The sequence below is a fragment of the Streptomyces sp. NPDC025618 genome (genome assembly GCF_055558795.1).
On the sequence record NZ_JBVHLW010000008.1, the window covers coordinates 178,560 to 194,594 of the forward strand.

Consider the following 16,035-nt stretch of genomic DNA (forward strand, 5'->3'; position numbering starts at 1 on the left):
GTGAAACGGATCACCCATTCGAGCGAGCCACGCAGCCAGGAGTTCGGCAGTCGCGCGGAACCGCGGTAGTGCGGGGGTCAGGCGAGCGCCGTGGCCAGCCAGGAAGCGTCGAACACGCCCTCCGCGACGATCACCGCGGGGCCGGTCATCTCCACCGTTCCGTCCGGGGACTCACCGATCACCAGACGGCCGCCCGGGAGGTCCACGGTGTAGCTGACCGGAACGCCGGTGCGCGTGGGGTCGACGCCGTCCCGGCGGGCCGTCGCGACCATCACCGCGCACGCTCCGGTGCCGCAGGAACGGGTCTCGCCGGAACCGCGCTCGTGCACCCTCATGGCGACGTGGCGCGGGCCGCGGTCGACGACGAACTCGACATTGGTGCCGTCCGGGTAGGCGGCGGCAGGCGTGACCACGGGCGCGTCGAGCAGGTTCCCCGCGTCCGCGAGGTCGTCGGTGAACAGGACGGCGTGCGGATTGCCCATATTGACGTTGCGGGCGGGCCAGCTGCGGTCCCCGACCGTGACGGTGACGTCCCCTCCGGGCAGCAGCGCCTTGCCCATCGACACGGTGATGTCGCCGTCCAGGCCGTCCTTGGCGATGTGCGCCCGGCGGATGCCCGCGCGGGTCGCGACCGCGAGGTCACCGGGCCCGGCGAGGCCGGCGCGCTGGAGGTACCGGGCGAAGACGCGGACGCCGTTGCCGCACATCTCGCCGATGGAGCCGTCGCTGTTGCGGTAGTCCATGAACCACTCGGCCTCAGCGGCCATGGCGCGCGCCTCGGGGTCCGCGGCGGACCGCACGACCCGCAGGACACCGTCGGCCCCCAGGCCGGCCCGGCGGTCGCACAGCCGGGCCACGGCAGCCGGTGACAGCTCGATCCGGCCGTCGTGGTCGGGGATGATCACGAAGTCGTTCTCGGTGCCGTGACCCTTGAGGAAGGCGATCTGCGCGGTACTCACGCTTCGATGGTACGGGGACTCGCCGGACGCGCTTCCCGGGGCCGACCGCGGGTGCTGTCATCCGCACCGCGGAACTCCGCCGCCGACGGCTAACGCAGGCGCGCCACGCGCCACACGGCCAGGACGACCACCACCGCGACCAGGACGACGTACGCCGCCACGTACCGCCAGTCCGGGCGGTTCCCGGAGCCTCTCGGCGGCAGCCCGGGCCAGGTGTAGCCGACGCGGCGGGCCGCCATCACGGCCCAGCCCGCGGCGCAGCAGCTGATGAGCAGCCCGAGCATCGCCACGACCGGCCCGCCGTCCCCGAACTCGAAGGCGAGCGGGAAGGCGAACATCAGCGAGCCGGTGGCGGCCAGCGCCACGATAGGGGCGATCTGCCAGACGCGCAGCCTGCGCTGGGGGCGCAGCTCGCGGAACGAGGCGGGCACCGGAACGGTGACACCGGTCACCGAGCCGTCGGTCTCCTCGGGGCCGTCCGGAGTGAGCGCTTCCGGCTCATCCTGCGGCGGCTGTTGCGGTCTGTCACGAGGGCCGGCCTCCATCGCCACGCGCCCTCCCCACTCGGACTTCACCGCTCGATCGACCGCTTGATGATGGCACGCTCACGCAGGCCGGAAGGGCTTGCATAGCGTCCCGATGCCATCACGTGATCAGGCTGTGACCGCCCGTTCGAGCAACGTCAGGGCGTGCCCGGGAAGTTCCGCCCTCCGGTCCGCGGCGCCGCTCAGCCAGTGCACGCGGCCGTCCCGGCGGAACCACGAGTCCTGCCGCCGCGCGAACCGCTTCGTGGCCCGTACGGTCTCCGTGCGCGCCTCCTCCTCGGTGCACTCCCCCGCGAGGAACGCGAGCACCTGCTGATAGCCGAGCGCGCGCGAGGCGGTGCGTCCCTCGCGCAGGCCCTCGCGCTCCAGGGCGCGCACCTCGTCGACCAGTCCGGCCTCCCACATGCGGTCGACGCGGACGGTGATCCGCTCGTCCAGTTCCGGCCGCTCGACGTCGACACCGATCTGCAACGCGTCGTACACAGGCTCTTCACCGGGCAGGTTGGCCGTGAACGGCTTTCCGGTGAGCTCGATGACCTCCAGAGCGCGCACGATGCGCCGGCCGTTGCCCGGCAGGATCGCGCGGGCGGCGGCGGGGTCGGCGGCGGCGAGCCGCGCGTGCAGCGCGCCGGGGCCCTGCTCCGCCAGTTCGCCCTCCAGGCGCGCGCGTACGGCCGGATCCGTGCCGGGGAATTCGAGGGCGTCAATCGTGCCCTTGATGTAGAGCCCGGACCCTCCGACGAGCACGGGGGTGCGGCCCTGGGCGAGCAGCCGGTCGATCTCGGCGCGGGCGAGGCGCTGGTACTCGGCGACGCTGGCGGCCTCCGTGACGTCCCAGATGTCGAGCAGGTGGTGCGGTACGCCCTGCCGCTCCTCAGGCGTCAGCTTGGCGGTGCCGATGTCCATGCCCCGGTACAGCTGCATGGAGTCCGCGTTGACCACCTCGCCGCCCAGGTGCTGGGCGAGGGCGACGCCGAGATCGGACTTGCCGGCCGCCGTGGGGCCGACGACGGCGATGACCCGCGGGGCGGGACGTGCGTTTTTCACCGGGTTTTTCACCGCATCAGTCTCGCAAACCTTTGGCGCACCCCTCGAACGAGCGACGTGACGCGACGCTGTCGGTTTCGTTGCCTGTTGCGAGGTTCCGAGAGTCGGTTCACGGACCGCTGTCCGGAAGCGGCGCAATGGAACGCTCCGGGCGACGCGGGGCTTCTCTCACACCAGTAAGGTAATGGAGTAGATATGGGCGTGTTTTCAAGGTTTCGCCGCAAGAAGGCCGAGGCGTCAACCGAAGAGGCGGCGACAGCCACTCTGACGGCGGAACCGGCCGACGAGACGGCGAGTGCCGAGACCACCGAGGCGGAGCCGGAGAAGTCCGGCGAGGCCGAGGCGGAGGCCGCACCGGCCGAGGGAGTCGAGATTCCCAAGCAGCAGTCCGCGGAGAAGGCAGCGGACAGCGAGGCCGGTGAGGGCGCCCGTAAGTAGCTTCCGACCAGGAAAGACGAGGGAAGGCGCCATGGGCCTGTTGGACAATCTCAAGGCCAAGCTCGGTCCCGTGAAGGACAAGGTCGGCGACCTCGCGCAGCAGCACGGGGACAAGATCGAGCAGGGGTTGGAGAAGGCAGCCAAGGTCGTCGACGAGAAGACCAAGGGCAAGTACAGCAGCCAGATCGAGACAGGCACCGGCAAGGCCAAGGACGCCCTCGACCGCCTCGCCGAGAAGGACGGCAAGGGCGACGGGCCGGGCTCCACGGCCTCCTGAGATCTCGTCGACGACGGGCCGCGGAGCATCCGCTCCGCGGCCCGTCGTCGTTTGCTTTTCCCATGGGGGCACAGCCGCCCTGTGTGCCGTTCTCCCGGGCGTACGGGCAGCGGAAGTCCCCAGGGAACCCGTCCAGCGTCCCCCCGCCGCCTGGCGCCGCTCAGGGCGGCTCCTCGCTAGGACCAGGTGGCGACGAAGTAGCCCACTCCGTAGGGGGCGTCGTCGTGGAGCAGCTCGCCCTTCAGGCCCGCGCCCTCGCCCGCGCCCGCGAGCACCTGCCAGGGCGCCCGTCCGGCGGCCTTCAGCTCGTGAGCCAGCTCCGCGTCGAGCGCGGCCAGCGCGGCGGTGTCGGCCGCGCCCAGCGCCCGCGCGGCCCCGGCGTCGAAGCCTTCGGCCCGGTCGTCGAGATAGCCGGGGGCCTTGAGCGTCCGGCAGGCGCTGCCGTCGCCCATGACCAGCAGCGCGACCCTCTCGTCCCCCGCGACCAGTTCACGGCCGGTCTCCAGGCAGCGCGCGGCCTCCAGCGTCTCGCCGACGCCCAGTCCCTCGACGGGCGCGGCGGCCCAGCCCGTACGCGCGAGCAGCCAGCCCGCGACGGCCAGGGACTGCGGCAGTTCCCGGTCTCCCGCGAGGCCGCCCGGTCCGAGGCGGACGTCGGCCTCCACGCCGAAGGCCCGGAACGATCCGGCAGCGCCCTGGGGGTACGCGCCCTGTCCCGCGGAGCCGGCCGGGCCGAGGACCACGAGCCGGTCGGGGCGCGCCGCGGCCAGCACCGCCACGGCGTCCAGGCAGGCGGCCCGCAGGCCGTCGAGCTCGGGCGCGGCCCCGGAGGCGACCTCGGGCACCAGCAGCGGCGGACAGGGGCAAACGGCAGCGGCGACGAGCATGTCGGCACCCTAACAAGCGCTGTACGGCGTCAGTGGAGGCCGACGCGGGCCGCCCGCCCCGGGGCCGTACCCGAAAACCCCGCCGTCCGTCAGTCGCAGCCGCAGCCCGCGGCGACCGGAGCCGGCGCCGGGGCGGGGGCGCCGATCGTCGGGATGCCCAGCATCACGCCGGCCGGCTTCTCGGCGGGCGCGGCGTTGCGCTTCTCCCAGGCGTCACCGGCGCGCGTGCGGCGGACGGCGATCGCGGGGCCCTCGGCGAGCAGGTGGTGCGGGGCGGCGTAGGTGATCTCGACGGTCACCACGTCGCCGGGGCGCACCGGCTCCTCGGGCTTGCTGAAGTGGACCAGGCGGTTGTCGGGGGCGCGGCCGGACAGGCGGCGGGTCGCGTCGTCCTTGCGGCCCTCGCCCTCGGCCACGAGGATCTCCAGGGTCCGGCCGACCTGCTTCTTGTTCTCCTCCCAGGAGATCTCCTCCTGGAGGGCGACCAGGCGCTCGTAGCGGGCCTGCACGACCTCCTTGGGGATCTGCCCCTCCATGTCGGCGGCCGGGGTACCCGGGCGCTTGGAGTACTGGAAGGTGAACGCCTGCGCGAAGCGCGCCTCGCGCACGACGTGCATGGTCTGCTCGAAGTCCTCCTCGGTCTCGCCGGGGAAGCCCACGATGATGTCGGTCGAGATCGCCGCGTCGGGCATGGCGGCACGGACCTTGTCGATGATCCCCAGGAAGCGCTCCTGGCGGTACGAGCGGCGCATCGCCTTGAGGACCGTGTCCGAGCCGGACTGGAGCGGCATGTGCAGTTGCGGCATCACGTTGGGCGTCTCGGCCATCGCGGCGATGACGTCGTCGGTGAAGTCCCGGGGGTGCGGGGAGGTGAAGCGGACGCGCTCCAGGCCCTCGATCGCGCCGCACGCGCGCAGCAGCTTGGAGAACGCCTCGCGATCGCCCATGTCGGAGCCGTAGGCGTTGACGTTCTGCCCGAGGAGGGTGATCTCGGTGACGCCCTCGGCGACGAGCGCCTCGACCTCGGCGAGGATGTCACCGGGGCGACGGTCCTTCTCCTTGCCGCGCAGCGCCGGGACGATGCAGAAGGTGCAGGTGTTGTTGCACCCGACGGAGATGGAGACCCAGGCCGCGTACGCGCTCTCGCGCCGGGTGGGCAGCGTCGAGGGGAACGCCTCCAGGGACTCGGCGATCTCGACCTGCGCCTCTTCCTGGACGCGGGCGCGCTCCAGCAGCACCGGGAGGGAGCCGATGTTGTGCGTGCCGAAGACGACGTCCACCCAGGGGGCCCGCTTGACGATGGTGTCGCGGTCCTTCTGGGCGAGGCAGCCGCCGACGGCGATCCGCATCCCGGGCCGCTTCGTCTTCATGGGAGCCAGTCGGCCGAGGTTGCCGTAGAGCTTGTTGTCGGCGTTCTCCCGCACCGCGCAGGTGTTGAAGACGACGACGTCGGCGTCGCCCTCGGCGGTGCCCTCCGGAGAGCGGACGTAGCCCGCGTCCTCCAGCAGACCGGAGAGCCGCTCGGAGTCGTGGACGTTCATCTGGCACCCGTAGGTGCGCACCTCGTATGTTCCCTTGACGTCCACTGCCTGGCTCCGGTCACCGCTGCTGGTCATTCCTCAAGGGTAAGGGGGCCCCGGAGAAGCTCCTGCCAAAGGTCAGGAACGCGGCTGACCGGACTGATCGGCGCGTTCCGCCTTCTTCTCCTTGATGCGCACCGCTTCCTTGCGGACCTCTGCCTGGGTGGCGCGCTCGCGCCGCAGCCACTCGGGGCTGTCGTTCTTCAGCGCGTCGATCTGCTCGGTGGTGAGGGCCTCGGTGACACCGCCGCGCGCGAGGCCCGAGATGGAGACGCCCAGCTTCGCCGCGACCACCGGACGGGGGTGCGGGCCGTTGCGGCGCAGCTCCACCAGCCACTGGGGCGGGTCGGCCTGCAGTGCGTTCAGTTCGGCGCGCGTGACGACACCCTCCTGGAACTCGGCGGGGGTGGCCTCGAGGTACACACCCAGCTTCTTCGCCGCGGTGGCGGGCTTCATCGTCTGGGTGGTCTGGTGCGACTTCATGGTTCAAGGGTATCGAGCATGTGCGCTACCTCCGACCACGAGCGGCTAACCTTGCGGAGTGACAGGCTCGGATGTATCCCCTTCGTTCCGGCTCGCCTATGTCCCGGGGGTGACGCCCACGAAGTGGGTGCGGATCTGGAACGAGCGGCTGCCCGAAATCCCACTCACTCTGGTCGCGGTGCCCGCCGCCGAAGCGTGTGAGCTGCTGCGCGGCCGTGGCGCCGACGCGGGTTTCGTACGGCTGCCGGTCGACCGGGACGACCTCAGCGCGATCCCCCTGTACACCGAGACGACGGTCGTGGTGATCCCCAAGGACCACCTCGTGGCGGCGGTCGAGGAGGTGTCCACCGAGGAACTGGCCGACGAGATCGTGCTGCACCCCCTCGACGACACCCTCGACTGGGAACAGCTTCCGGGGCGGCCCGCCATCGAGCGTCCCGCCACGACGGCGGACGCCATCGAGCTGGTGGCGGCGGGGGTGGGAGTGCTCGTCGTCCCGCAGTCGCTCGCCCGCCTGCACCACCGCAAGGACCTCACGTACCGGCCGGTCACCGACGCCCCCGAGTCGCGCGTCGCGCTGTCCTGGCCGCAGGAGGAGACCACCGACCTGGTGGACCACTTCATCGGGATCGTGCGCGGGCGGACCGTCAACAGCACGCGGGGCCGCCCCCTGGCCCCCGCGCAGCCGAAGCAGAAGCGCCCGGCCACGGGCGGCGCGCAGCGCAAGCCCGCGGCCGCCAAGTCGGCCGGGAAGGGTGCACGGGGCGGGTCCGGCGGTGCCAAGGGCGGAAAGAGCCCGCGGGGCGGTTCCGGCGCTCCCAAGCGCGGCAAGCCCCGCCGGCGGTCCTAGCCCGTCAACCCACCGGAGCGCGGCATACCGGCTCCGTCCGACCTCTGCCGAAGCCTTGCCGGGCCTGGCAGGATCCGCCCATGACTCTCCGGCTCCCGCGCCCCGGCCGCCGCCGCGCCCTGCAGACGGGCGTCGCGGCCGCCGCCGTGCTCGCCCTGCTGGCGTGGTGGCTGGTCCCGCTGCACGGCTCGTCGTCACCGAGCGGCCGGATGTCGTTCGCGACCGGGGTGCCGACCGGCGTGTACGCGAAGTACGGCGATCTCCTGAAGGAGGATCTCGGGCAGGACATGCCCTCCCTGGAGGTGCGACTGCGGCGCAGTCAGGGGTCGCTGGACAACCTCAGGCAGCTCACGTCGGGCAAGGCCGATTTCACCCTGGCCGCCGCCGACGCCGTCGCCACCTACCGGGACCGGCGGGAGCCCCGCTGGGCCGGACTGCGGGCCTGCGCGCGGCTGTACGACGACTACATCCAGCTGGTGGTCCAGAAGGACTCACGGGTGCAGTCGGCGCGGGACCTCAAGGGGATGCGGATCGGCGTCGGCACGGACGAGTCCGGTGTGCAGCTGATCACCAGGAGACTGCTCGAGGCAGCGGGGCTCGACTTCACCAAGGACATCGTGCCCGTCCGTGTGGGGATCGACCGGATGCCGGCGCTGCTGGAGCAGGGGCGGATCGACGCGTTCTTCTGGTCGGGCGGACTGCCCACCAACGCCGTGCAGAGTCTCGGCCGGCGCCTGTCGATCCGGCTCGTGCAGCTGGGCGACCTCATAGAGCCGCTGCACGCGCTCGGTCCGGAGACGCGTTACTACAGGGCGGCCGTCATGCCGGCGGACGCGTATCCCGAACTCCACGCCGGCCAGCCGGTGAAGACGATCGCGGTCGCGAATCTCCTCATCACGATGGACCACGCGGACACCGGTCTGGCGGAGAGCGTCACCCGGTCCGTCATGAACAGTCGTGACCGCATAGGGCAGAAGGTGCACGCGGCGCAGAAAGTGGACCTCCGTACGGCGATTTTCACCGACCCCCTGGATCTGCACACGGGCGCCCGCCGGTACTACCTCTCGGTCAAGCCTTAGCGGCCCTCCCCCGGCCGCCGATCGTTCGCTGGAGCGAACCACCGGCCCTCGCTGCCCCGTCGGCGGCACGGTCGCGCGGCACGCGGATCACCGCCCGCAGGCCGTGCGGGGTGTTCGGGGCGTACGAGAGTGTGGCACCGCCCGCGGCGAGGAGGGCGCGGGAGATGGACAGGCCGAGGCCGGACCCGTCGACATTCTGATGGCGGCCGCTGCGCCAGAACCGGTCACCGATCCTGGTCAGTTCCTCCTCGGTCAGACCGGGGCCGCCGTCGGCGACGGTGATGGCCACCGTGGCCCCGTCGGCCGTGACGCCGACGTCCACCGCGCCGCCCGCCGGAGTGAACTTCAAGGCGTTGTCCACCACGGCGTCGAGCGCGCTGGAGAGTGCCACCGGGTCGGCCCAGCCGGTCATGGCGGACGGCCCGCTGTACGCGAGGGTGACCTGCTCCCGGTCGGCCACCGGTGACCAGGCGCCCACCCGGTCGGTGACGATCTCGGCGATGTCGGCCACCTGAAGGTCCGCGGAGGCGTGCTCGGCCAGGGCCAGGCCCAGCAGGTCGTCGAGGACGCGGGCCAGGCGCCCGCCCTCGGCCCGTACGGAGGCGATCTCCTCGTGCCCTTCGGGCAGGTCCAGCGCGAGCAGGTCGATGCGCAGCAGCAGGGCCGAGAGCGGGTTGCGCAGTTGGTGCGAGGCGTCGGCGACGAAGGCGCGCTGCTGCTCCAGGACCTCCTCGACATGGTCGGCCATCTCGTTGAACGAACGGGCCAGCCGGCGCAGTTCGGGCGGCCCGCTGTCCACCGCCACGCGGGAGTTCATTCGCCCCGTGGCTATGCCGTGCGTGGCGGTGTCGAGGGTCCGCACGGGTCGCAGCACCCAGCCGGTGAGCCGGAAGGCGGCCGCGACGGCGAGCAGCATGGCCGCGGTCTCGCCCGCTCCGAGCAGCAGCCAGGAGTGCAGGATGCGGGACCGCAGCCGGCCGGTGGGCGAGTCCGTGACGACCACGGCGACGACGTCTCCGTCGCGGATGACGGGTGAGGCGACGGTCAGCCGACGGCGCTGGAAGGGCCACACCTGCCCGGGGTCGTGGCTGCGCCGTCCGGCCAGGGCCTCCTGGAACGCCCGCTGCCCGTCACCCTGGCCGGGTACGGACCAGTCGGCGGGAGCGACGGCCATGGCGCTGCGGTCGCGGTAGAAGATGCCGACGCGGATGCCGTACAGGCCCTCGTACCGGACGAGTTCGGAGCGCAGGGTGCCGAGCCGTTCGTCCTTGCCGGCCGCCGGGTCGAAGGGTCGGGCGGTGACGTACTGCGCGAGGGAGGCGAAGCGCGCGGTGTCATCGATGCGGTCGACGACCAGCCGCTGCTGCTCGGCGGCGGCGATGCTCGCGGCGAGCGGGAAGCCCAGCGCCAGCAGCACGCCGGCCAGCAGGACGATGAGCAGCGGGAGGAGTCGGGTGCGCACGGTCTCGTACGGCCGTCACGCGGCCGGGACGACGATTTTGTAGCCGACGCCACGGACCGTCTCGATGAGGGCGGGCATGCCGAGCTTGGAGCGGAGCGAGGCGATGTGCACCTCCAGCGTGCGCCCGGTGCCCTCCCAACTGGTGCGCCACACCTCGCTGATGATCTGTTCGCGGCGGAAGACGACACCGGGGCGCTGGGCGAGCAGTGCCAGCAGGTCGAATTCCTTGCGGGTGAGGGGGACGGGCGTACCCCCGACGGACACCTCCCGGTTGGGGAGCTCGACGGTCAGGGCGCCCAGGCGCAGCGCCCGCGGGCCACCGTGGTCGTGGGTGTCCTCGGCGCCGTCCTCGACGGGCGGGGTGCGCCGGGCGACGGCGTGGATGCGCGCGAGGAGTTCACCGGTGTCGTAGGGCTTCACCACATAGTCGTCGGCGCCCAGGTTGAGGCCGTGGATCTTGGAGCGGGTGTCGGCGCGGGCGGTGACCATGATGACGGGGGTGGCGGTGCGCTTGCGGATCCTGCCGCAGACCTCGAAGCCGTCCTGGTCGGGCAGGCCGAGGTCGAGCAGGACGACGGCGAAGGGCACGCCTCCGGCGGGCAGCAGCGCCTGGAGGGCCTCCTCGCCGCTGCGGGCGTGGGTGACGTCGAATCCGTGCCGGGCCAGCACCGCGGACAGGGCAGCGGCGACGTGGTCGTCGTCCTCCACGAGCAGCAGTCTCAATCCGCGCCCTCCGTCCGGCCGTGGTGTCGCAACACCGCATCCACGCTGATGGACGCCCACCCCGTCAAGAGGGTTGCGGGGGTGAAGGAGCTTCCGTTACCCACCCGGTACGCCCGTACTCCCCGCGTGCGCGCCTCTGCGCCCCCTTCACGCAGAGTGTCCCTTTGCCGCCGGATCGTTATGCTCAATTTCAGCTCAGATGTAATGACGCTGGTCGTTCCCGCTGATTAGGGTCCTCCCCAACCGAGGAGGATGGAGCGAGGAACGCCGATGAGCGAAGTATCGGTGACCGACGCCGCGGCGGCCGCTACGGCTCCCCCGGACGCATTGGTCGTCCTGAACAGCGTCAACAAGCACTTCGGCGCCCTGCATGTCCTCCAGGACATCGATCTGTCCGTCGCACGCGGTGAAGTCGTCGTGGTCATCGGGCCGTCGGGGTCCGGAAAGTCCACCCTGTGCCGCACGATCAACCGGCTGGAGACGACCGACTCCGGCTCGATCACCATCGACGGCCGGCCGCTGCCCCAGGAAGGCAAGGAACTGGCGCGGCTGCGCGCCGACGTCGGCATGGTCTTCCAGTCCTTCAACCTCTTCGCCCACAAGACGGTGCTGGAGAACGTGACGCTGGGCCAGGTCAAGGTCCGCCGGACGGACCGGAAGACGGCCGAGAAGAAGGCGCGCGGCCTGCTCGACCGGGTGGGCGTGGGCGCCCAGGCCGACAAGTACCCCGCGCAGCTCTCCGGCGGCCAGCAGCAGCGTGTGGCGATCGCCCGCGCGCTCGCCATGGAGCCGAAGCTGATGCTCTTCGACGAGCCCACGTCGGCACTCGACCCAGAGATGATCAACGAGGTGCTGGAGGTCATGCAGCAGCTCGCGCGGGACGGCATGACCATGATCGTCGTCACCCACGAGATGGGCTTCGCCCGGTCGGCGGCCAACCGCGTGGTCTTCATGGCGGACGGACGGATCGTCGAGGAGGCCCGGCCGGACCAGTTCTTCAGCAATCCGCGGAGCGACCGGGCGAAGGACTTCCTGTCGAAGATCCTCCACCACTGACCCGCGCCCGCCCCGTGCGCCTGACGTCCGCTCACCGCACGCCCCCTCGCATCGGCCGCTGCGGCCCTCTCCCGCGGTGACCACGTCGGCGCCGCATTCCCTTACGACAACGCCCGCAGACGCAAAGGATGTTCTCCATGAAGCTCCGCAAAACCGCCGCAGCGGCCACCGTGGTGCTGGCGCTCGCCGCGTCCGCCTGCGGCAAGTCCGGCAGTCCGGACGACAAGAACGACAAGGGCAACGGGCAGTCCGCGCCGGCCGCCCCGGCCTACAAGGTGAACACCGCCGCGGACGTGAAGGGTTCGCCCGTCTTCGAGAAGATCAAGGGCAAGAAGATCACCATCGGCACCAAGGCCGACCAGCCCGGTCTCGGTTTCGAGAACCCCAGCACCAAGAAGCGATCCGGTTTCGACGTGGAGATAGCCCGGATGATCGCGGCGGACCTCGGCTTCGACGAGGACCACATCTCCTTCAAGACCATCCCCACCGAGGCCCGCGAGACACAGATCGCCACGGGCGGCGTCGATCTGTACGTCGGCACCTACACGATCAACGACGAGCGCAAGAAGCAGGTCGGCTTCGGCGGCCCGTACTACGTCGCCGGCCAGGACCTGCTGGTGAAGGCCGACAGCGGCATCAAGGGGCCGGACGACCTCAAGGGCAAGAAGGTCTGCTCGGCCGCGGGCTCCACGCCCCTCAAGCGCATCAAGGAGGCCAAGTACGGCGTGGCCGAGGCCATGTCGCAGCAGGGCTACCAGCTGTGCGTGCAGCAGCTCGTGGGCGGCTCGGTGGACGCCGTCACCACGGACGACGCCATCCTCAAGGGCTACGCGGCGGAGAACAAGGGCGCGCTGAAGGTCGTCGGCAATCCGTTCTCCAAGGAGCCGTACGGCGTGGGCCTGAAGAAGGACGACAAGGCCCTGCGTGACGCCGTCGACGACGCCATCGAGGCCCATGAGAAGAACGGTGACTGGAAGAAGGCGTACGACGCCACGCTCGGCCTCTCCGGCATCCCGGCCTCGACCCCGCCCGCGGTCGACCGCTACTGACCGGCGGCGGATCGGAGAGTTGACGTGAACGTTCTGTCGGACAACTTCGCGATGTTCCGCGAAGGCTTCGTGGGCACCGTGGAGCTGACCGTGCTCAGCGCGCTGCTCGCCCTGGTGGTGGGCGTGCTGATCGCGGCGTTCCGCGTCTCGCCCGTCCCCGCCCTGCGCATATTCGGCAGCACCTGGGTGACGCTGCTGCTCAACACTCCCCTGGTGCTGCTCTTCCTCGCCGTCACCCTGGGCCTCCCCGCGCTGGGCCTCAAGGGGTGGGACTCCTTCTGGCTCGCCGTCATGGCCCTGGGCGGCTACACCTCCGCCTTCGTCTGCGAGGCCGTCAGGTCGGGCATCAACGCCGTGCCGGTGGGTCAGGCGGAGGCCGCCCGGTCCATCGGGATGACCTTCACCCAGACCCTCGGCCAGATCGTGCTGCCACAGGCCACCCGTACGGCCGTCCCGCCGCTCGGCAGCCTGATGATCGCGCTCGCCAAGAACACCGCGATCGCGTCGAGCTTCAACGTGACCGAGCTGGGCTCCGTGCAGAAGACCCTCAACGCGGACTCGGGCTACAACATCTTCGTCATCTTCCTCTGGATCGCCATCTGTTACGTCATCATCACCTTCGCCATCAGCGGCCTGTTCCGGCTGCTGGAGAACCGGCTGGCGGTGTCCCGATGAGCGCGAGTGTCCTCTTCGACGTACCCGGCCCCAAGGCGCGGGCCCGCAACCGGCTCTACGGCATCCTCTCCACCATCGCCGTCCTCGCGCTGATCGCCTTCGTCGTCTACCGGCTGGACGACAGCGGGCAGTTCCAGGGCGACCTGTGGAGCATCTACGAATACACCAGCACCCAGCGGCAGATCCTCGACGGCCTGCGGACGACCGTCGAGACCTTCGCGATCGCCGCGGCCCTGTCGGTCGTCCTCGGCGTGGTGCTGACGGCCGCCCGGCTGTCCGAACACAAGGCGGTGCGCTGGGCGGGCGTCGTGGCCGTCGAGGCGTTCCGCGCCATGCCGCTGCTCATCATGATCTTCCTGCTGTGGGCGGCCGTCTTCACCTCGGACCCGATGTGGGCGCTGGTCGTAGGACTGACGCTCTACAACGGCTCGGTGCAGTCGGAGATCTTCCGCTCCGGGATCAACGCGCTGCCCAAGGGGCAGAGCGAGGCGGCGTACGCGCTGGGCCTGCGCAAGACGCAGGTGATGACGAACGTGCTCATCCCGCAGGCGGTCCGCACCATGCTGCCGTCGATCATCAGCCAGCTCGTGGTGACCCTCAAGGACACCTCGCTCGGCTACATCATCCTCTACGAGGAGCTGCTGTTCGTCGGCAAGCGGTTCGCGGAGCAGCGGCCGCCCGTGAACGGCGTCTACGCCTTCATCCCGATGGTGATCGTCTTCGGTTCGATCTACATCCTGCTGTGTCTGGCGCTGTCGTCCGTCGCGACGTGGGTCGAACGGCGCACGAAGCGCTCGCGCAAGGGCACCCCGCCTCCGATGGCCGCGCCCGGCGCCGCCGTCATGGCCGGTCCCGGCCTCGGCACGCCGGGCGCCACCGGCGCGCCCGGCGCGGAAGGGCCCAAGGCCGCTCCATGACGGCGCGGGTGACGCCCCGTCGGCCGCGGTTCGGCGACGGGGCGCGCCCGCACCGGCGCGCCGCGACAGGAGCCCTGATCACTTGACGCAAGCACCCGCAATGGGTTGCATACGTTCTGTGATCGAGCACCGTGTTCCCCCCGCCGGCCTCCGTGCGCACCGAGCGGTGCGCACGGCCGTGACGCACCGAGGAGCCCCCGGCACGGCCGCGGGCGGTCGCGGGACACAGGGAGCCGTGCCGTGGACCCGGTGATCGTCGTCGGGGCGGGACCGGTCGGCCTCACGCTCGCGCTCACCCTGGCCCGCCGCGAGGTCCGTGTCGTCGTCCTCGACGAGACCCCCGCCGACGGCGGAGGCGAGGAGGAGCGGCGCCCCGCCCGCACGGCCGTACTGCGCCCGGACACCGCCGAGACGCTGGAGCGCCTGGGGTGCTCCCTGGAGGACGGCACCCGGTGGACCGGCTGGCGAACCCTGCGCCGTCGCGCCGTGGTCGCTCAGGTGCCCCTCGCAGGGCCGCGTCGGGCCCCGGAGCCCGACGGCGCCGAGGAGGCCGTGGAAGGGGGCGCGGCGGCCGCGGAGGAGACCTTTGAGCCTTCTCCGCTGCACGTGCCGCAGCACGCCCTGACGCGGGAGCTGCGGGCGGCGCTCGACCGCGAGAGCGGCGTACGGATCGTCGGCGGCGGCCACCTGGACACCCTGCGGCAGGACTCCGCCGGAATCACGGCGCACACCCGGGGCGGCAACGGCGGCTACTGGCGCGGCAGTTATCTCGTCGGCTGCGACGGCGCCCGCTCGACCGTACGCAAACTGCTGGGCGCCCGCTTCCCGGGGCGTACGGCCGTCGAGCGGCACGCGGTGGCCGCTCTCCGCGCCGAACTGCCCTGGCCGGGAGAGGCGGTGCTGCACCGGTCACCGCCGCGCGGCGGTGAAGTGACGGCCCGTCCGCTGCCGGACGGCGTCTGGCGGCTCGACTGGCTGCTGCCGCCGGACGGCGACCTGGTCACGCCCGACACCCTGCTCACGCTGATCCGCGACTCGCTGTCCACGTGGTGCGGCGAGGTGCCCCCGTACGAGCTCCTGGACACCGGCGTGCACGCGGTGCACCACCGGCTCACGCGCCGTATGCGCACGGGGCGGGCCTTCCTCGCCGGCGACGCGGCCCATCTGCTCGGGGCACTCGGCACGCAGGGACTCGACGAGGGGCTGCGGGACGCCGAGAACCTCGCCTGGAAGCTCGCCCTCGCCTGGCACCAAGGCGCCTCGGAGGCCCTGCTCGACAGTTATCAGACGGAACGCCGCGGGGCGATCGTGGCCCGGCTGCGCGCCGCCGACCGGGCCCTGACCGCGGTACGGAGCGCGGGGGGGTGGCACACGGCGCGGCGCGCGCTGATGCCGGGCGCCGTGCGCGGCGGCGACGAGCTGCTCACCGACGGCCATCTGGGGCGTGGCGCGCTCGCCGCGCCTCCGGTCTACGACCGCACGCCCCTGGCACCGGCCGGCCCGCCCGCGAGCTCTGTCACGGTGGCCACCGCTCCCGGCGACCCGGTCGAGGATGTTCCGGTCACCGCGCCGGACGGTTCGGTCGTCGGGCTCCGGGACCGGCTGGGCCGCGATCTGCTGGTGGTCCTCGTCGCGCCCGGCACGGGCGTGTGGGAGCGGCGGCACTGGCTCGGTGCCGGACTCATGCCGGGGCTCGCGGCGGCGATCGGCGCGCTGCCCATGCCGGCCGAACTGCTGGTGGCCGAGGCGTATCCGGGGGCGGCCGCGCACACCGTGCTGATGGTGCGTCCGGACGGGCACCTGGTCGCGGCGATGGCGGGGGTGCGGCCCGCCGAGCTGTACGCCTGCGCGGACGCCGTACGGGGCGGGTCGCCGGCACCACGCGGACAGGCCCCGGGGAGCGAGGGGCCGGAAGGAGCCGGCTCCGGGGAGGGCGCCGGGCTCGCCGGTGAGCCCGATGGAACGCACAGTGAGGCCACGGCCAACCGTTGACCCGCTCCTGCGGCCG

Annotated in this window: 17 protein-coding genes; 9 read left to right on the forward strand and 8 right to left on the reverse strand. The window is 71.8% G+C overall.

Annotation, left to right across the window (positions count from 1 at the left end; genetic code table 11):
• Positions 1-77 precede the first annotated feature (77 nt).
• The 3 genes from dapF to miaA form a co-directional block, all read right to left on the reverse strand.
• On the reverse strand, positions 78-959 hold the full coding sequence (gene dapF, locus ACZ4A5_RS10875; protein ID WP_467581134.1) for a diaminopimelate epimerase: 882 nt from the start codon (positions 957-959) through the stop codon (positions 78-80).
• A gap of 89 nt (positions 960-1,048) precedes the next feature.
• Positions 1,049-1,504 carry a hypothetical protein gene (locus ACZ4A5_RS10880; RefSeq protein ID WP_467581258.1) on the reverse strand — a complete coding sequence of 152 codons (456 nt, stop codon included), beginning with the start codon at positions 1,502-1,504 and terminating at the stop codon, positions 1,049-1,051.
• Between the two features lie 108 nt (positions 1,505-1,612).
• The gene (miaA, locus tag ACZ4A5_RS10885) at positions 1,613-2,551 is read right to left on the reverse strand and encodes a tRNA (adenosine(37)-N6)-dimethylallyltransferase MiaA (protein WP_467581137.1); all 939 of its coding nucleotides are present in this window, start codon (positions 2,549-2,551) and stop codon (positions 1,613-1,615) included.
• Between the two features lie 195 nt (positions 2,552-2,746).
• On the opposite strand from miaA, the gene ACZ4A5_RS10890 reads away from it, so the two are divergent.
• The gene (locus tag ACZ4A5_RS10890; protein WP_467581140.1) at positions 2,747-2,989 is read left to right on the forward strand and encodes a gliding motility protein; all 243 of its coding nucleotides are present in this window, start codon (positions 2,747-2,749) and stop codon (positions 2,987-2,989) included.
• Positions 2,990-3,020: 31 nt separating this feature from the next.
• A complete protein-coding gene (locus ACZ4A5_RS10895) occupies positions 3,021-3,266 on the forward strand; it encodes an antitoxin (protein ID WP_361520702.1) in 246 nt (81 codons plus the stop codon).
• A gap of 176 nt (positions 3,267-3,442) precedes the next feature.
• On the opposite strand, the gene ACZ4A5_RS10900 is transcribed toward ACZ4A5_RS10895, so the two are convergent.
• The 3 genes from ACZ4A5_RS10900 to ACZ4A5_RS10910 all read right to left on the reverse strand — a co-directional run bounded on the left by ACZ4A5_RS10900 (position 3,443) and on the right by ACZ4A5_RS10910 (position 6,216).
• On the reverse strand, positions 3,443-4,153 hold the full coding sequence (locus ACZ4A5_RS10900; RefSeq protein ID WP_467581144.1) for a class III extradiol dioxygenase subunit B-like domain-containing protein: 711 nt from the start codon (positions 4,151-4,153) through the stop codon (positions 3,443-3,445).
• 89 nt (positions 4,154-4,242) lie between these two features.
• Entirely contained in the window at positions 4,243-5,769 is a 1,527-nt protein-coding gene (gene miaB / locus ACZ4A5_RS10905) for a tRNA (N6-isopentenyl adenosine(37)-C2)-methylthiotransferase MiaB (protein ID WP_467581147.1), read from the reverse strand.
• 42 nt (positions 5,770-5,811) lie between these two features.
• Positions 5,812-6,216: a DUF5997 family protein gene (locus ACZ4A5_RS10910; RefSeq protein WP_467581150.1), complete on the reverse strand. Its 405-nt coding sequence runs from the start codon at positions 6,214-6,216 to the stop codon at positions 5,812-5,814.
• A 58-nt stretch (positions 6,217-6,274) separates the two neighbouring features.
• Between ACZ4A5_RS10910 and ACZ4A5_RS10915 the strand changes: the two genes are divergently transcribed.
• Both ACZ4A5_RS10915 and ACZ4A5_RS10920 read left to right on the forward strand, forming a co-directional pair.
• On the forward strand, positions 6,275-7,066 hold the full coding sequence (locus tag ACZ4A5_RS10915) for a LysR substrate-binding domain-containing protein (RefSeq protein WP_467581153.1): 792 nt from the start codon (positions 6,275-6,277) through the stop codon (positions 7,064-7,066).
• An 80-nt stretch (positions 7,067-7,146) separates the two neighbouring features.
• A complete protein-coding gene (locus ACZ4A5_RS10920; RefSeq protein WP_467581155.1) occupies positions 7,147-8,145 on the forward strand; it encodes a TAXI family TRAP transporter solute-binding subunit in 999 nt (332 codons plus the stop codon).
• On the opposite strand, the gene ACZ4A5_RS10925 is transcribed toward ACZ4A5_RS10920, so the two are convergent.
• Both ACZ4A5_RS10925 and ACZ4A5_RS10930 read right to left on the reverse strand, forming a co-directional pair.
• On the reverse strand, positions 8,135-9,607 hold the full coding sequence (locus tag ACZ4A5_RS10925) for a sensor histidine kinase (protein ID WP_467581157.1): 1,473 nt from the start codon (positions 9,605-9,607) through the stop codon (positions 8,135-8,137). The genes ACZ4A5_RS10920 and ACZ4A5_RS10925 overlap by 11 nt on opposite strands.
• Positions 9,608-9,622: 15 nt before the next feature.
• Positions 9,623-10,330: a response regulator transcription factor gene (locus ACZ4A5_RS10930; RefSeq protein ID WP_467581159.1), complete on the reverse strand. Its 708-nt coding sequence runs from the start codon at positions 10,328-10,330 to the stop codon at positions 9,623-9,625.
• A gap of 270 nt (positions 10,331-10,600) precedes the next feature.
• Between ACZ4A5_RS10930 and ACZ4A5_RS10935 the strand changes: the two genes are divergently transcribed.
• From ACZ4A5_RS10935 to ACZ4A5_RS10955, 5 genes are all read left to right on the forward strand, one after another.
• Positions 10,601-11,386, forward strand: coding sequence for an amino acid ABC transporter ATP-binding protein (locus ACZ4A5_RS10935; protein WP_467581162.1), 786 nt, complete (start codon positions 10,601-10,603; stop codon positions 11,384-11,386).
• Between the two features lie 137 nt (positions 11,387-11,523).
• Entirely contained in the window at positions 11,524-12,435 is a 912-nt protein-coding gene (locus tag ACZ4A5_RS10940; RefSeq protein ID WP_467581165.1) for a glutamate ABC transporter substrate-binding protein, read from the forward strand.
• Between the two features lie 24 nt (positions 12,436-12,459).
• Positions 12,460-13,110 (forward strand): amino acid ABC transporter permease, encoded by a 651-nt coding sequence (locus ACZ4A5_RS10945; RefSeq protein WP_467581168.1) that lies wholly within the window; start codon positions 12,460-12,462, stop codon positions 13,108-13,110.
• Complete coding sequence (locus ACZ4A5_RS10950; RefSeq protein WP_467581170.1) at positions 13,107-14,027, forward strand: amino acid ABC transporter permease; 921 nt, start codon at positions 13,107-13,109, stop codon at positions 14,025-14,027. The genes ACZ4A5_RS10945 and ACZ4A5_RS10950 overlap by 4 nt, the downstream gene beginning before the upstream one ends.
• Positions 14,028-14,267: 240 nt before the next feature.
• Complete coding sequence (locus ACZ4A5_RS10955) at positions 14,268-16,019, forward strand: FAD-dependent monooxygenase (RefSeq protein WP_467581173.1); 1,752 nt, start codon at positions 14,268-14,270, stop codon at positions 16,017-16,019.
• Positions 16,020-16,035: the final 16 nt, after the last annotated feature.

Coding starts and splice junctions, on each gene's coding strand:
- ACZ4A5_RS10880 (WP_467581258.1), bottom strand. CDS start 1,504: ATGGAGGCCGGCCCTCGTGACAGACCGCAACAGCCGCCGCAGGATGAG.
- ACZ4A5_RS10890 (WP_467581140.1), top strand. CDS start 2,747: ATGGGCGTGTTTTCAAGGTTTCGCCGCAAGAAGGCCGAGGCGTCAACC.
- ACZ4A5_RS10895 (WP_361520702.1), top strand. CDS start 3,021: ATGGGCCTGTTGGACAATCTCAAGGCCAAGCTCGGTCCCGTGAAGGAC.
- ACZ4A5_RS10900 (WP_467581144.1), bottom strand. CDS start 4,153: ATGCTCGTCGCCGCTGCCGTTTGCCCCTGTCCGCCGCTGCTGGTGCCC.
- miaB (WP_467581147.1), bottom strand. CDS start 5,769: ATGACCAGCAGCGGTGACCGGAGCCAGGCAGTGGACGTCAAGGGAACA.
- ACZ4A5_RS10910 (WP_467581150.1), bottom strand. CDS start 6,216: ATGAAGTCGCACCAGACCACCCAGACGATGAAGCCCGCCACCGCGGCG.
- ACZ4A5_RS10920 (WP_467581155.1), top strand. CDS start 7,147: ATGACTCTCCGGCTCCCGCGCCCCGGCCGCCGCCGCGCCCTGCAGACG.
- ACZ4A5_RS10935 (WP_467581162.1), top strand. CDS start 10,601: ATGAGCGAAGTATCGGTGACCGACGCCGCGGCGGCCGCTACGGCTCCC.
- ACZ4A5_RS10940 (WP_467581165.1), top strand. CDS start 11,524: ATGAAGCTCCGCAAAACCGCCGCAGCGGCCACCGTGGTGCTGGCGCTC.
- ACZ4A5_RS10950 (WP_467581170.1), top strand. CDS start 13,107: ATGAGCGCGAGTGTCCTCTTCGACGTACCCGGCCCCAAGGCGCGGGCC.